General features: G+C 42.2%; 18 protein-coding genes. 5 read left to right on the plus strand and 13 right to left on the minus strand.

What is annotated here, in order from left to right; all coding sequences use genetic code 11:
- Positions 1-199: 199 nt before the first annotated feature.
- Positions 200-3,022: a YhgE/Pip domain-containing protein gene (locus tag LPAF129_RS09580; RefSeq protein ID WP_444979786.1), complete on the minus strand. Its 2,823-nt coding sequence runs from the start codon at positions 3,020-3,022 to the stop codon at positions 200-202.
- A 309-nt stretch (positions 3,023-3,331) separates the two neighbouring features.
- On the opposite strand from LPAF129_RS09580, the gene LPAF129_RS09585 reads away from it, so the two are divergent.
- The 3 genes from LPAF129_RS09585 to LPAF129_RS09595 are packed head-to-tail and all read left to right on the plus strand — an operon-like array spanning position 3,332 to position 5,608.
- Positions 3,332-3,835, plus strand: coding sequence for a TetR/AcrR family transcriptional regulator (locus LPAF129_RS09585; protein WP_244056654.1), 504 nt, complete (start codon positions 3,332-3,334; stop codon positions 3,833-3,835).
- A 26-nt stretch (positions 3,836-3,861) separates the two neighbouring features.
- Positions 3,862-4,917 carry an ABC transporter permease gene (locus tag LPAF129_RS09590; protein ID WP_244056657.1) on the plus strand — a complete coding sequence of 352 codons (1,056 nt, stop codon included), beginning with the start codon at positions 3,862-3,864 and terminating at the stop codon, positions 4,915-4,917.
- A 4-nt stretch (positions 4,918-4,921) separates the two neighbouring features.
- Positions 4,922-5,608: an ABC transporter ATP-binding protein gene (locus tag LPAF129_RS09595; protein ID WP_244056659.1), complete on the plus strand. Its 687-nt coding sequence runs from the start codon at positions 4,922-4,924 to the stop codon at positions 5,606-5,608.
- A 466-nt stretch (positions 5,609-6,074) separates the two neighbouring features.
- Here the strand turns inward: LPAF129_RS09595 and LPAF129_RS09600 are convergent, their stop codons facing one another.
- The 12 genes from LPAF129_RS09600 to LPAF129_RS09655 form a co-directional block, all read right to left on the minus strand.
- Positions 6,075-6,356 (minus strand): SdpI family protein, encoded by a 282-nt coding sequence (locus LPAF129_RS09600; RefSeq protein WP_244056663.1) that lies wholly within the window; start codon positions 6,354-6,356, stop codon positions 6,075-6,077.
- Positions 6,357-6,476: 120 nt separating this feature from the next.
- The gene (locus tag LPAF129_RS09605) at positions 6,477-6,701 is read right to left on the minus strand and encodes a DUF1648 domain-containing protein (protein ID WP_244056665.1); all 225 of its coding nucleotides are present in this window, start codon (positions 6,699-6,701) and stop codon (positions 6,477-6,479) included.
- Entirely contained in the window at positions 6,685-6,969 is a 285-nt protein-coding gene (locus tag LPAF129_RS09610; RefSeq protein ID WP_244056667.1) for an autorepressor SdpR family transcription factor, read from the minus strand. Before LPAF129_RS09610 ends, LPAF129_RS09605 begins: the two co-directional genes overlap by 17 nt.
- Before the next feature lie 140 nt (positions 6,970-7,109).
- Entirely contained in the window at positions 7,110-7,889 is a 780-nt protein-coding gene (locus LPAF129_RS09615) for a TraX family protein (RefSeq protein ID WP_244056670.1), read from the minus strand.
- A 129-nt stretch (positions 7,890-8,018) separates the two neighbouring features.
- Positions 8,019-8,369 (minus strand): hypothetical protein, encoded by a 351-nt coding sequence (locus LPAF129_RS09620; RefSeq protein ID WP_244056673.1) that lies wholly within the window; start codon positions 8,367-8,369, stop codon positions 8,019-8,021.
- Between the two features lies 1 nt (position 8,370).
- Positions 8,371-8,745 carry a TetR/AcrR family transcriptional regulator gene (locus LPAF129_RS09625; protein ID WP_244056675.1) on the minus strand — a complete coding sequence of 125 codons (375 nt, stop codon included), beginning with the start codon at positions 8,743-8,745 and terminating at the stop codon, positions 8,371-8,373.
- Positions 8,746-9,064: 319 nt separating this feature from the next.
- On the minus strand, positions 9,065-10,015 hold the full coding sequence (locus tag LPAF129_RS09630; RefSeq protein ID WP_244056677.1) for a metal ABC transporter substrate-binding protein: 951 nt from the start codon (positions 10,013-10,015) through the stop codon (positions 9,065-9,067).
- Positions 10,015-10,854 (minus strand): metal ABC transporter permease, encoded by an 840-nt coding sequence (locus tag LPAF129_RS09635; RefSeq protein ID WP_244056681.1) that lies wholly within the window; start codon positions 10,852-10,854, stop codon positions 10,015-10,017. The genes LPAF129_RS09630 and LPAF129_RS09635 overlap by 1 nt, the downstream gene beginning before the upstream one ends.
- 2 nt (positions 10,855-10,856) lie before the next feature.
- Positions 10,857-11,576, minus strand: a complete 720-nt coding sequence (locus LPAF129_RS09640; protein WP_244056683.1) for a metal ABC transporter ATP-binding protein — start codon at positions 11,574-11,576, stop codon at positions 10,857-10,859.
- A 221-nt stretch (positions 11,577-11,797) separates the two neighbouring features.
- A complete protein-coding gene (locus LPAF129_RS09645; RefSeq protein ID WP_244056686.1) occupies positions 11,798-12,310 on the minus strand; it encodes a type 1 glutamine amidotransferase domain-containing protein in 513 nt (170 codons plus the stop codon).
- A 90-nt stretch (positions 12,311-12,400) separates the two neighbouring features.
- Positions 12,401-13,045: a YczE/YyaS/YitT family protein gene (locus tag LPAF129_RS09650; RefSeq protein WP_244056688.1), complete on the minus strand. Its 645-nt coding sequence runs from the start codon at positions 13,043-13,045 to the stop codon at positions 12,401-12,403.
- 311 nt (positions 13,046-13,356) lie between these two features.
- Positions 13,357-13,869: a type 1 glutamine amidotransferase domain-containing protein gene (locus LPAF129_RS09655; RefSeq protein ID WP_244056690.1), complete on the minus strand. Its 513-nt coding sequence runs from the start codon at positions 13,867-13,869 to the stop codon at positions 13,357-13,359.
- A 120-nt stretch (positions 13,870-13,989) separates the two neighbouring features.
- Between LPAF129_RS09655 and LPAF129_RS09660 the strand changes: the two genes are divergently transcribed.
- Together LPAF129_RS09660 and LPAF129_RS09665 are read left to right on the plus strand one after the other, a co-directional pair.
- Complete coding sequence (locus LPAF129_RS09660) at positions 13,990-14,397, plus strand: winged helix-turn-helix transcriptional regulator (RefSeq protein WP_244056693.1); 408 nt, start codon at positions 13,990-13,992, stop codon at positions 14,395-14,397.
- A gap of 2 nt (positions 14,398-14,399) precedes the next feature.
- On the plus strand, positions 14,400-15,326 hold the full coding sequence (locus LPAF129_RS09665) for a DMT family transporter (RefSeq protein ID WP_244056695.1): 927 nt from the start codon (positions 14,400-14,402) through the stop codon (positions 15,324-15,326).
- The last annotated feature ends 20 nt before the right edge of the window (positions 15,327-15,346 follow it).

Raw genomic sequence — 15,346 nt, forward strand, 5'->3', positions numbered from 1 at the left:
GCTGGCCCCAGCCACACACCCCAGCACTTTAAACTAGCTATCAAAGTATAAAAAAAGAACTCCACCTTTAAGATAGAGTTCCAAGGACCATCAACACTATTTGACAAAGTCCCTAAATAGTTGGAGCTAAAAAAGAGTTACAAAATCACTGCAGTTTAACAACAGTAATTTTGCAACTCTCTTTTAAATTCTATTTACTTTATTCTGCGTTCTCTTCGCGTTCTTGAACAACTGCGCTTGGTCCTGGTTCGTAAGCAACTTTACCATGTAAGAACTGAGTTGCTAACCATAACAAGAGGACAAAGACCACGATAAATACCAACATGATCAAGACAGATTCTGTGATTTGTCCACTACCAAAGCCGCCGGTCAAAGCTTCACGGAAACCGTAAACTGACCAGGTCATTGGCAAAAATGGGTTGATGGCTTGGAAGAAGCCATTCATTCCGGTCGTAATTTCGATTGGGAAGGAACCGCCGCTGGCACCCAACTGGATCACCAACAAAATCATCCCGATAAAGCGTCCTGGATTATCAAATGCTAACGACAAGAACATCACGATATACATTGCAGCTAGTGAGAAGAAAATCCCGTTCACTAGGAACCCGCCCACGTTTTGCGGTGTCAAACCGACTGCCATCATCAGTAATAATTCTACTAATGCATTGGCAATCGCAACAACGCCGCCTAGGACAGCCTTGCTTGCAAACCAGCCGTTCGCTGTACTGTCTTCGCCGCCCATTCGACGTAATGGGTAAACTAAGTTGAAGACCAATGCCCCAACATATAAAGCAACTGACAACATATATGGTGCTAAAGCAAAGCCGTAGTTAGGCACTTTACTGTAGTTGTGATGTGCTAACTTAGTTGGTGTCGCAAACATCTTCGCGTTCTTTTGACCCAAGTTAGTTGAGTTAACTGTCTTAGCTCCGTCTTTCAAATTATCAGCTAAAGTTCCAGTACCGTTAGCAACTTGACCAGAAGCATCAGTTAATTTGTCAGAGTTACCGGCTAACTGAGAAGCGCCATTTGCCAAAGTATTGATACCATTCACTAGAGTTGGGACCTGGTTGTTTAACTGGTTAACACCGCCAGCTAAAGTATCAGCACCATTGACCAATTGACCGCCGTTCGCAGCTAATTGACCACTACCATTAGCCAAGGTATTGACACCGTTAACTAAGGTTGGGACCTGTGCGCCCATCGTTGTTAAGCCGCCATTTAATTGACTAGCTCCACTCCGTAATTGTGCACCATTTTGATTCAATTGTGCTGCACCATTAGCCGCCGTCTTGACGCCGTTCGTATACTGAGTCAAACCGTTCAACAAGGTTGGCAATTGTGACTTGTTTGTGATCTGTGCGATTTGGGCTCTGAGCTGATTTTCATCAGAAGTAAAGCTGTAAATATTAGTACCTTTACCATTAACTCCTTCATTTACTTGAGCTGAAGCACCTTTTAACTGTGTAGCTGCTTTCTGCAGTGCTGTTAATTGACTGCTTAATTGGCTCATGTCCGTTGAACCTTGACCGTTATTAGCGTTCTGGTTCATGCTTGCTTGTAATTTTTTAATTTGTGCTGTCAAACTAGTTAAAGCCGCTAATGATTTTTGAGCATTGCCAAGTTTGATCTGTGCATCTTTGACTGTGCCTGAAATCGTAGCTAGTTGTTGTACGCTAGAAACATTGTCTTGACTATTTTTAATAATTTGATTCAAATCAGCTGTGGCATCTTTCAACTGTGTTTGTTGATCTGCTGGCAGCTTTTCAATGGTAGCTAACACTTTACCAGCACGTTTAGCACTATCTTCATCGTTAGCACCAATTTGAGTTAATTGTTGGGTCATCCCACTTAATTGTGTGCTAAAGGTATTCACCCTTGTACTCATATCAGTGGCTGTCTGACCTAATTGTTCCAATTGTTTCTGATTTTCGGGAGTCATCAAACTGCTGAGTCCTTTTTGGGCTGCTGCTAATTGAGGTAACTGTTTTGCCATTCTATTAGCCAACTGTAAAGCTGAATCAGAAACTGCATTTCCTAAAACATAAGTTGCAGCGACACCTTGTGGTAATTGTGCCAACTGTTTAGTCACACCTTGTAATTGATCCGAACTACCAGCTAACTGTTGTAAGCCGCCATTTAATTGACTAACAGCACCAGTGTACTGGTTGACCCCGCCGTTTAAGGTTTGGGCTCCGTTTTGCAATTGTGACACGCCATTAGCCAATGGTGCAGCCCCCGCTTGCAGCGTTTGAACCCCTGCGTTCAACTGGTTAACTGCGCCAGTGTAGGTATGCAACCCGCGGTCCAAAACCATTGAACCGTCCGCTAATTGAACGACTCCGGCACTCAAAGGTTCAACCCCGGCATGCATCGTCATGACACCATTGCTCAAAGTTTTAACCCCGGCAGTGTAAGTCGTGATCCCGTTTGACAAAGCCTTTGAGCCGTCATTTAACTTAACTGCACCCTTCGCTGCTTTACCAAAGCCGGCACCAACCTGCTTGACAACGCCAAACATCGTATCCGCGTACGCGGTCGAGACTGTCTTGCTGACCTTGCTGTTCAATTGTGTGGCAGCTTCTTTAGTAATCACTTGTCCGATGTAGTTGAGTGAGTCATTTGTTTGATAATTTAACTTCATCTTTTGTGGTTGATCATCTAAAACGGTCGCTGCATTCTTAGAAAAGTTCTTAGGAATCGTGACTACCATATAGTACTTATGATGGGACATGCCGTCTTGGGCCTTTTTCCCACTCACAAAATGCCACTCTAGGCCAGATTGTTTCTTCATGTTGGCGACCAGTTGATCACCCACATCTAAGTCCTTGCCCTGGAAACTGACTTGCTGGTCGTTATTTACCACAGCAACTGGCAGTTTGTCCACATTACCATATGGATCCCAGACTGACTTCAAGAAGAAGACTGAATATAAAAATGGAATAAACATGATCCCTAAAATCGTGGCCAAAATCATCTTATGATTCCAAATCATTTTGAATTCATTACTAATCATTTTCACAAAATTTCACTCCTACTATCTAAAATATAAACCGTAAAAAGTTTAATCAATTCATGAACTCTCTAACCGTAAACATCAATTCTAGTCAGAATTATTGACATTAGACAGTTCATTGATCTTCTTTAATGATTTCAATAGTCCATAATATACTCTCAATATCCATTAAAAACAACCCGTTTTTTCAATCTTTTACAATTTTTTCATTCGCCAAAATCTACCCTTTTTTCAGTTGTTGACACGGTGTCACTTTAGCCTATAATTAGAGTCATACATTAAAAGTGACACCGTGTCACTGAAAGGAGCACAACTTTGGTCTCAACTACATTTTTGAACCTCTCACCAGAAAAACAAGCGCGGGTCAAACAAGCCCTGCTGCATGAATTTGAAACATATCCTTTGGCGCAAGCCCAGGTTGCCCGGATCGTGAAAGAAGCTGATATTGCGCGCGGTGCTTTTTATAAGTACTTTACCGACTTAAATGATGCTTACCAGTATCTATTTAAATCCGCTTTGCAAACGATCCACCAGACAATGCCTGCCCAACCAACAGCACTCAATGTTGATGAATACGTCAGCGCAATCAGACACTTTGCTTGTGGTGCCGAACTATCAGGCTACCGCAAACTTGTTGAAATGCACTATCGTTACAACGAAAACTTATTAGGTGCGCAGCCTACAACTCCAACTGCCGATAAAAAGTGGGCTTTCAAAGTGCTGTACCACCAAACTGTTCGTGATGTAATTTTGGATCCTGCTTCATTAGAACAACGACTCAGTCAGTTAAAAGTGATCTTACAATCGCTTGCCGATTAATCCCGTCTTAGAAAAGAGAGAGAACAATGTTTTTAGCCCTGAAAGAAATTAAAAAAGAAAAATTACGTTCCGGCGCTATCATTACCATGATCGTCCTGATCTGTTACTTAATTTTTATTTTGACGAGTTTGTCACTCGGACTTGCCCGCCAAAATACTGCTGCTATTAAGTCCTGGCACGTGCAACGCTTTGCCTTAAACTCCAACGCTAACACCGACATGCGTCAATCATTTTTAAATGACGACCAACTCGGCCAGTTAACCAAAAACGAAGCTGTCCTTGGACAAGGCTCAGTCGTGGCTAAAGCTGCCGGCAAAGAAAAACTGTCAGCGGTTTTCGTCGGTTTGAAATCTAACCAGTTTATCGCCAAAAACTTACAGCTCACGAGTGGCCACCCAGTCCGTCACGCTCACGAAATTGTCGTTGATGACTCATTCCAAGACAAAGGGTATCACTTGGGCAGTCATTTACGTTTAAACGATCAGAAACAACGCTACACCATCGTCGGTTTTACTAAAAATGCCAAACTCAACATTGCGCCCATCGTTTACGGCCAGTTATCTACCTGGAAAACAATGCGCGGTTTTGAACACGGACCTAGTGCAAGTGCAATTGTTTCAAAAAAAGCTAGTTATCGGGCACAAACGGCTGGGATAACCACCTACTCGACTAAGCAAATTATTAATAAGTTACCAGGTTATCAGGCACAAAATACGACCTTCATCTTAATGATCGCCTTTTTGATGGTCATTTCACTGATCATCATTGCCGTTTTCTTATACATTTTGACCATGCAAAAGATGCCCAATTACGCTGTCTTGCGTGCCCAAGGGATTCCTAGCAAAGTCCTAGTAGGGGCTACAATTTCGCAATCAGTCCTTCTGGTGATTTTCGGACTAGCGATCGGCTCACTGTTGACAGCCGGGACCGCATTTGCCATGCCAGCAGCCGTCCCAATGGCTTTTGACGTCCCAATGTTAGCGGCAGTTGGTTTGGGTCTCGTCTTGATGGCCTTACTTGGTAGTTTGGTCCCCGTTAGAAGTGTTTTACGGGTCGACCCGATTTCAGTAATTGGAGGTTAAAAAAGTGAACGCAATTTCATTACAAAATGTTAGCCATACCTATGGCAGCGATACTGCTCAAGTTCATGCTTTACACCAACTCAATTTTAGTGCACAATCTGGAACATTAAACTTAGTTCTTGGTCCCTCAGGTTCAGGAAAGACGACTTTTCTAACCATCGCCGGTGGACTGTTAACACCGACAACTGGGGGAGTCACGATTGCCGGGCAAAACTACACGACGCTTTCCAAAAAACAGCAAGATGCTTTACGCCTGTCATCAATCGGCTTTGTTTTACAAGCTTATCATCTCTTACCCTATTTAAAGGTCAAAGAACAATTTAAGCTAGTCAGTCAAGTTAAAAAAACCGGCAACTTGTCGGCCGCAAAACTAGCTGAGGTGTTAGACATGCTGGAGATCACTGATTTGTTAAATAAGTACCCCAGTGAACTTTCCGGTGGTCAACAACAACGAGTTGCGATTGCCCGCGCTTTATACCCGAACCCAGCAATCATTTTAGCTGATGAGCCAACCGCCGCCCTAGATAGTCAAAAAGTTAAAGTAGTGGGCCAACTCTTGGCGGACCTCGCTCACCAACACGATAAAGCTGTGATCGTAGTTACACATGATCCACGCTTGATCGAATTTGCCGACCAAATTTATGACATTACCGATGGAGTTCTCACTCACAAAGACACTGTCCAAGCCTAAAAAAACAGAGCGGAGGGAGGTAGTTAAGAGACGAGCACCATTAGAACCTAGGGACTAATGCGCTTTTGGCATTGGTTCATAGGTTTAAATGGGCGGAATCTTTTGCCTCACGCAGCTCGACTAATAAACAGAGTGGAGGGAAACGGTTAGAAAGCGAGCATTATCGGAACCTGAGAGTTAATGCGATTTCGGCATTGACCCCAGGTTTGAATAGGCGGAGAATTCTGAGTTTAGTAACCCAACAAAAAAATCAGCCAGGGTCATTACGACCTGACTGATTTTTTTGTTGACTTAAGTTTCCAACACAAGTCTGGCTGACTTACGTTTGATTTCACATTTGCCGACACAAGTCTGGCTGACTTATGTCCGATTCCGCATTTGTCGACACAAGTCCGCTCGACTTACGTTTGATTCCGCGTACTTGTCCACCAATGTTTTGCTAGCTGGTAGCTTTCTCAACTTATTTCTAGATTCCTTGCCGATATAAGTGATAAGAGTACGTTAGCGGTACAACCACAACAAGCACTACAATCGCGATCCATAACCACTGAAACTGGAAAATCATGTTACCCAACAAAAATACACCGCCAAGCACCATCAACCAGCCGCCGAGACGATTAGTACGACGCCAGTTTTCCTGACTATTACGCGTCCACGAAACCCGAAAACCGACAACATTGTTTTGTTTGACCTTTGGCATATAATTCCCCAAAACCAGAAAAACGATTCCCAAAGTAAGATTCATCATAACATTATCATTAATTGGTCGGCCCAAAGCTGTGCTGTAAATCAGGATAAACATGATTATACTAATCAGTGGGATCAACCAGTAGACAACCGTCAAGATCTGTGCAGTTAGATTCTTATGTCAGGCATCAATTTTAGTGGCAACAACTAAAAAGAGTTGAACTGCTGCCATGATTAACGGTAAGCCAAAAACCACCATGTTCTTACTACTCCAACCATCGATTTGTCCGTTTGACCAGTGAGAAGGAATCCGGGCCGGCAATTGCTGCCATAATAATAACCCTACCAAAATTGGCACTAAGATCACGACGAACGAAGCCAGCGTTACTTTAGTTGTTTTCTTCATCTTCACCATTTCCCTTCAAGTCAGTTAGCCATAATAGTACCTCTTCAAGCACTGTCGTATTCAACGAATAGTAAATAAAATTTTTCTCACGTTCTTCATCAATCAAATCGGCTTTTTTCAATACTTTCAAATGATAAGAGACTGTCGCTGCCGTCATAGTAAAGTGCTGCCCAATTTCACCGGCAGATAAGCGTTGCTTCGTCAGTAATTGTAAGATTTCTCGTCTGACTGGATCAGACAGTGCTTTAAAAGTTGTTTGAAAGCTCATCCTGTCCCCTCCTCAGCAAAATAATTTAGATACTTATCTAATTAGAATTCTATCAAATTAGTTTCGAAAATTCAAAGAATCAGTTTTTTCCAAAAAAAGTGACGTAACAATTTCTCGTTACGCCACTAGCTTAGATTATTTTAATGTAACCATGCAGCCAGGACATACAGAAGCGCAATATGTGCTGGATAAAAAATATAGAAGAAGTACTTCATTCCGGGACCTTTTTGTCCGTTATAGAAATAAATTGGAATGATTGCAAAAATCATGATCCACTGATTCGAACCCATCACTCCGTATGCTAAAGCAGTCAAGGCGATTAATAAGCACTGAATTAAGCGGTTGTTTCTAAATAAATAAAGCAATGGGATCAATAAGACCATAAAATTATTTTCAGCTAACAAAATCGCTGGGAAGACAGCCACAATGATTTGCTTTAACAATAATGGAGCAGCCTGATTATTCATCACTGCCAGCGTGATCACGGTCAAAACAAACGGCAAGATCACCCACAAAAGTCCCAACAAGAAATGCTGTAATTTATGTCCTTGCTTCATTGCCTGAAATTGATCGATTCCAGCCATAAACATCGTTCCAATGAATAAATCACGGAAGATGTTGTTGAACAAGACTACTTGTTCATAACCAACGACATCTTCTAGCGCTGAAGTCATCAGTGACATTAGCACCATGAAGATAAAAAGTCGGCTCATATATTTCTTTTTGTCATGAGTATAAGTAAAGCCAATCACACTCGTAAAAAAGAAAATTGTGGCCACGGGGCGGCCAAACCAATCTAGCCAAGTCGGTGCTCCCACCGGCGCAAACATTTCGTGCACATGATCAACAACCATCAAAACGATCCCAATGATTTTTAAATCAAAGGTTGAAAAGCCCTTAACTTTTTGAATATTTTCCATTTTCTCCCTCACCTGTTAACTTTAAAATTGTGTAAAATCTATAAGACTGTGTTGTACTCCATTCTCCAATTTTAGCAAACTTTTTTTCAAAAATTAAAAAAGGCCAGAATTTCTTCCCGCCTTTTACCCTTAACCAATCTGATTATTGATTTGATCAACTAATTTTTCTGGTTCTTCAACCCCTAACACTAAGCGAGCAAATTCAGCGTTTTTCAACTGGATCACCACTGGCTTAGCGCCCCGTTTGATATTATAGAACGTTTTTTCACCATTTTTAGTAAAGACTCCTGCCCAGTAGCCGGGAATGTGCGTCCCCGGGCCTCTGAGACCTTTATTTTCATTTAAAATTTCGGGGTCGATTGAAGCGCCCGCGACCTCTTGCCAGGAAAACTCTAGCTTATTTTTCATTGCGAAAAATTTATTACTGCCTTGTGGTGAAACAACCAGTGTCCGCTCCGTTAGTTCAACTTTGTTTTGCATCTTACTTTTCCCCTCCTAAGATTCCACTGTGCTTTAATAATTCTGTACCAATGTTAGTCGCAACATTGGTGGAAGATTGATGCCGATACCAGTTTTGCACGATTTCAAAAACCTGGTGATTGCGTGGGGTCACTTCTAGCATGGCGACGATCAATAGTCCCCATTTCAGTCGCTCGTCATCCCTTTCTAAGCTTAATTTCAAAGCGGAAGTAAACATTCCCTGCTTACTGCCAAATGTTGCGTACAAACTTCCACGCAATAAGCCGGTTTCTTCCACAATATCCCCAATTGACGTGCCATTATAACCATTGGTAATAAATAACTGTCCTACTTGTAATAAGACTTCATTTGAATCAAATGTTTTTTTCTTTCCCATACTGCAATTATAGTTTTAATTGAACGATTGGTCAAATATAACAGAGCGGAGTGAAACGGGAGAAAGCGAGCATTATCGAAACCTAGGGACTAATGCGTACTAGGCATTGGTTCCTGGGTTTCGATAAGCGGAACTTTCTGTTTCAAGTAGCTCGACTAAAATCACAAAGCGCCTAGCTTCCGAGTACTATCGGAGCATAGTCTTTAATGCGTTCTTGGCATTGAAGGCTGGGCTTGGATAGACGGAAGAAGCTGCTTTGAGTAGCTCGACTAAAAAGCAAAAAAGACCAGGTGCAATTACACCTGATCATTTCTAGCTCTTATTTCGCTAAGCCCGCAGCGATTTTGTCTAAATTCCACTTCATCATTGAATAGTAACTATCACCATGTTCGCCTTGGTTAGCAATCGAATCGGTAAATAACTTACTTTTAGCAACTGGAATCCGTGTGTCCTGTGCCACGGTTTTCATTGGTCGGTCATCCACGCTGCTTTCCACAAAGAGGGTCGGTGTCTTCGTCTTACGCAGCTTCCGAATAAGCCTGATCGACTGGTCAGGCGTCCCTTCTTCTTCCGTGTTAATTTCCCAGAGATAGGTCGAAGGTAAGTCATATGCCCTTGAGAAATATTTAAAGGCTCCCTCACTGGTGACCAGCAACTTCTTTTCAGCTGGAATCTCCGTGAACTTCGCCTGCGCTTGTTTATCCAACTTAGTTAACTTAGCCAAGTACTTCGTTAAGTTTTTGTGATAAAATTCTCGGTTAGCTGGATCCTTTTGTGCCAGTCTCTTTTCAATGTTTTTGGCATAAATCATCCCATTTTGCAAATCCAACCATGCATGGGGATCTTGTTGATCTTCGTCACCTTGACCTTGTAAATAAATCACATCGACCCCATCGCTAACTGCAAAATAATCTCGATTTTTCTTTTGGTGAGCATTTTTGACCAGTTTGGTAAACCACGCATTACCCCCCGTCTCCAGGTTGATTCCGTTATAAAAAATCACGTCAGCTCGCTCCGTTTGCCGGACATCTTCGGCTAATGGCTCATATTCATGCGGATCTTGCCCGACCGGAACAATACTATGCAAAGCAATTCGATCTTTACCAATGTTTTGAACAATATCAGCAATAATGGAATTGGTGGCAACGACCTTGATTCGTCCATCTGGTTGAGAATTTGAATCACCTTGTTTAGTCCCACATCCAACCAAAACGGTGACTAGTGCAACCAAGGTCCACCAGATTATCGCACTATTTTTTAGTCGTTTCATCAACTAGCCACCTTCTTTTTGAAAAAGTTTTGCTTCGGTGAAATAAAGAAACTAACCACGAAGAAGACAGCGGCCGTCAAGACAATACATGAACCGGCAGCGATATTAAAACTATAGCCGATCATCAAGCCCAGGACTGACGAAACTGCACCAAGAGTCGCTGAAATTACAATCATCACTTTCAAACTATTCGAGTATAGATAAGCCGTAGCGGCAGGCGTAATCAGCATCGCCACAATTAAAATCGTCCCTACACTTTGCATAGCTGTCACTGCCACCAACGTTAGCAAGATCATCAACAGATAATGATAAAAATTCACCTTCATCCCCATTGCCTGTGCCATGTCTGGGTCAAATGAGGTCAGCAATAATTCCTTGTAAAATAGAAAGACAACCAATAACACCACTACCGCGACTCCAATAGAAATCCATTTGTCGACATCTTGCACCGCTAAAATGTTCCCAAACAAAATATGGAACAGGTCCGTCGAACTATTGGCGACCCCAATCAAAATCACCCCTAAAGCTAGAAAAGAACTAAAAGTGATTCCAATTGCTGTATCGCCTTTGATCACGCTATTTCCTTTAATATACGTAATAATCACCGAGGCCAGGAGTCCAAATGCGATTGCCCCCACGAAGAAATTAATGCCCATAATAAAAGAAATTGCGACACCGGGTAAAACCGCATGAGAAATTGCGTCACCCATCAACGACATTCCGCGTAAAATAATGAAGCATCCCACGACTCCAGAAACGATTCCAATCACGACAGCTGTTACCAAAGCATTTTGTAGAAAATGAAACTCATTTAAACCTTGTACAAAATTAGTGAACATCCTCAAACGCCTCCCATCACTAGGTTCTCACCGTAAGCCTGACGCAAATTCTCCTGGGTAAAAACTTCAGCTGTTTGGCCAAAAGCCACTAATTTTTTATTCAAAATCAGTAGTTGGTCAAAATAATCATGAACCTTGCTTAAATCATGATGGACGATCAAAATCGTTTTACCAGCATTTTTTAACTCAGTTAGCGTTTCCATGATGATTTTTTCACTGACCGAATCGATTCCGACAAAAGGTTCATCCAAAAAAATATAGTCAGCTGCTTGGACCAGACACCGCGCCATTAGCACGCGCTGAAACTGTCCGCCAGACAGCTCACTGATTTGGCGGTTACCGTATTCGCTTAGATTGACCTTTGCCAAAGCCTCATCAACCTGGCCCCACTGCTTTTTCCCAACTTTATGAAAAAGTCCTAACTGAGGGTATGTTCCTAAAGAAACACATTCCCGCACCTTAATCGGAAATGTATAGTCGATTTGACTTTTTTGTTCTACGTAAGCCACATTTCTCAGTTCTTGTTTAGCTTCGTTGCCATTGATCAATACTTCCCCACTAAAATCAAGCACATTTAAAATCGCTTTCAAAAAGGTTGATTTACCTGCACCGTTTGGGCCGATAATACCTGTGATAGTGGGACCCTTGATTTTCACAGAAACATTTTCAACTACTAAATTAGTGTGGTCGTATGAAACTTCAAGCGCTCGTGTTTCTATCATAACTACTCCTCCGTCCAAATATTTTAATTTGTTCCCTTTCATTTTTAGGTTAACATAACTTATATGTCATATCAAATGAATCGTTTTGTTTATCAATATTTAAGAATGCGCTCGCAATTACTGTTAAATGGTAATTTCAATTAATCATCATTGCCAGTAGACTCCGCTCTGGATTAAAAAAAGCCCCCAGGTGAATTTCACCTCGGAGCCTCAATTTAAAGTTAATCTAGTGCTTTAGTAATTTCACGGTTAAAGTCGTCTAAATCATCTGGAGTCCGACTAGTAATCAGCTGATGTTTTTCATCGATTACCACTGGCTCGTCCAAGACCTGCGCACCTGCGTAAAATAGGTCTGGTCGGACCGACTCATAGGCAGTTAACTTCAAAGATGAAGCTAAGCCTGACTGAATAAATAACTGTGGACCATGACAAATAGCGAACACATCTTTATTACTTAATAAGAAGTCTTTGACAAAATCGACAAAGCGCTCATCGACTCGTAATTGATCGGGTGAAAAACCGCCCGGAATTAATAAGGCATCATAATCTGTGACTGATGCATCAGCAATTCCTTGGCCAGCTGTTAATTCTAAGCCATGTTTCCCGGTAATTTTGCTACCAGCTTCTTTTTCAATTACGGTAACTTGGTGCCCCGCTTTTTGTAAAGCCTCGACTGGTGACGTATATTCAATATCTTCCACATCGTTAGTCACGATGACAGCAACTTTTCTCATCTAAACTACCAACCTTTCTCGTAGGAGTGATCCTACTTGGAAATCTCAGTTCGTTCAACTACAGTTTCGTTATAACACGAAACTGTCGCCCTACTCAAAAAATCTGCCTAACGCCCATTTGAAAAAGGCCACGACCTTACCCACAACTAACGCTGCGAGGACCGTTCCTTCCCGAATTCCAGTCAGTGAGTGGAAAACTGCCAGTGCAATCACCACTGCCAAAATGACCATACTACTATCGACCCCGATTTTGGCAGTTGGAAATGGCTTCTTTAAGCCCACAGAAACTGCTTTAGCTAAACCCTCCCCAGGCATAATGATCGAGTTGGATGAGACTTCCAAAAAGACGCCAAATCCTAACACAATAATGCTGAGTAAGGTTAAGAGGATTTTTTGCCAGTAGTGCTCTGGCGCTAAAAAGCCAAAGGTTTTAACAAAAAAGTCAATAAATACCCCGAAAAACAAGCCGGGAATGATTTGTAATAAGTTAGCTGGCGAGAAGTCCCGTCGTAAAAAGATAGCTTCCAAACCAACACAGACAAACATAAAGAGAATCGTCCACACCCCTAATGAAAGCGGGAAAATCAAGCTTAAAACGTTAGGAATACTAGCGATAGGAGAAGTCCCCAAACTAGCAATTTTGGCGAGCGGCACTCCCGCGCCCATAAAAACTAACCCACAAGCGAGGAGCACCAAATTCTTGAACCGAAAAGCCTGACGTAATTCATTTTGCATAAATAAGAGTCCTTTGATTTATTTTTACCTTCAATTTTAGTCTTATTTAAAGTAAATTGCACGCTATGTTTTAAAACACAGAGTGGAGTGAGGCGGTTAAGAGATGAGCATGATTGTAGTATTAGTCTTTCTCGTTATTCTTGCTGGAATAATATTTTAGTCACAAAAAAAGAACCGTTACCAGGAAGGTCCTTGACAACTAAAGACGCACGTGTAACTTAATTTGCTGGTTGTCTCAACGATTCTGCGAAATTTTCCCAACACACAAACAGACCGTTACCACTTTGGCAACGGTCTGTCTGCTTGTTTTATTAAGCTAAAGCGTTAGTAATTTCACGGTTAAAATCGTCCAAATCATCTGGTGTCCGGCTAGTGATCAATTGGTGCTTTTCATCGATCACAACTGGTTCGTCTAGAACTTGTGCACCAGCATAGAATAAATCAGGACGAACTGATTCATAGGCAGTTAACTTCAAGGATGAAGCCAAACCTGATTGAACAAATAGTTGTGGGCCGTGGCAAATTGCGAAGACATGCTTGTTACCCAACAAGAAGTCCTTCACGAAGTTAACGAAACGGTCGTCAACTCGTAATTGGTCAGGTGAGAAACCACCAGGGATCAACAAAGCATCGTAATCATTAACAGCGACATCAGCAATACCTTTGTCAGCAGTTAATTCAAGACCATGCTTACCTGCGATCTTACTACCTGCTTCGTTTTCGATCACTGTGACATCATGGCCAGCAGCCTTCAAAGCGTCAACAGGTGAAGTAAATTCAACATCTTCTACATCATTTGTTACAATAACAGCAACTTTACTCATTTTTGAATACTTCCTTTCAACTTTATGTTAGTATCTATAATAAACCTAGTTCCTATTTGATACAATAACGCACTTTAAGGTGCCCTAGGTCTAAAAATTAATAAGGACAGTGATTTAATTATGACTGATGTAGTTCGTAAAGACGTCAAGCAACGACTCGAAAACGGTGATTTCAGCTGTGCGAAAGAATTGACCCTCTCCATGTTTAGCGGCAAGTGGAAAATTGTGATCTTGTTTCACCTTGGGACTGATGGCCCCTACCGGTTTAACCAACTGATGCGCCTATTACCCAAAGCTTCCCATAAGGTATTAACAAACCAATTACGTGAAATGGAAGAAGATCAGCTCATTTCGCGGACGGTTTCTTCTGATTCACAAGTGCAGGTCTTTTATGCCATTACCGACTTGGGGGAAACTTTAATGCCGATCATCAACCAGATGTATGCCTGGGGAACTGACCGGATCAAGCAACTTCAAGTTACCCCGAAATTTAACATTAATGAAGACGAAGTGCACGAGGAGGACTAGCGATGGGCCCACTGACGATCGGATTACTGGCTGGCTTTGGTCTCCCCTTACAAACGGCGATCAATTCCAGTCTCGGTAAGAAAATTAACTCTTCTTTTTTAGCATCACTAATTTCATTTACGCTTGGCACCATTTTTTTAGCTCTATTTGTCGTATTCACTGCGTCGCACCTGACTTTAACTTGGCACTTTATCAGTCACCAGCCATGGTGGTTATGGCTAGGCGGTTTCTTGGGAGTCTGTTATCTGACCGCTAACATCATTTTATTCCCGCACTTAGGTAGTGTACAAACGGTCTTAATGCCAGTTTTAGGGCAAATTATCATGAGTATGCTGATCGATAATTTCGGCTGGTTTCATTCACAACAGCATTCCTTAAGCTGGCTGCGGTTATTGGGTGCGCTCATCGTAGTTGGCGGAGTCTACTATGCCGTCGCTGGCAGTCAAACTCCCCGCAAATCCCCCGTTGTCAACGAACGCGGGCTGAACTTTTGGCGTCTGATCGGCTTAGTTGCCGGAATGTTAAGTGCAACGCAAACAGCGATCAACGGCTATTTAGGGACCCTCTTACATTCATCTTCCCAGGCAGCGCTAGTCTCTTTTGCGGTTGGCACCATAGTCTTATGGCTGCTCGTCCCGCTGCTTGAACACGGCTATCATTTTAGCCGAGTTCAACCGGCACAAATCAGCTGGTGGAACTGGTTGGGCGGACTAATTGGCGGTTGTTATGTGCTGACTAACGCTTTCCTCGTTCCCTTACTTGGGACTGGGCTAACAATTGTCATTGTTTTAGTCGGGATGATCAGCGGCAGCTTGTTACTAGACAACTTTGGCTGGCTAGCCGCAGTCCAAAAGAAAGTGACCTTCCGTCAAATTTTAGGGGTGATCCTCTTATTAAGCGGAGTAGTCTTGATCAAACTAGTCGGCTAATTCACTTTCACTGAAAAACA

Origin of the sequence: Ligilactobacillus pabuli, assembly GCF_022836475.1 — a bacterium.
GTDB lineage: Bacteria > Bacillota > Bacilli > Lactobacillales > Lactobacillaceae > Ligilactobacillus > Ligilactobacillus pabuli.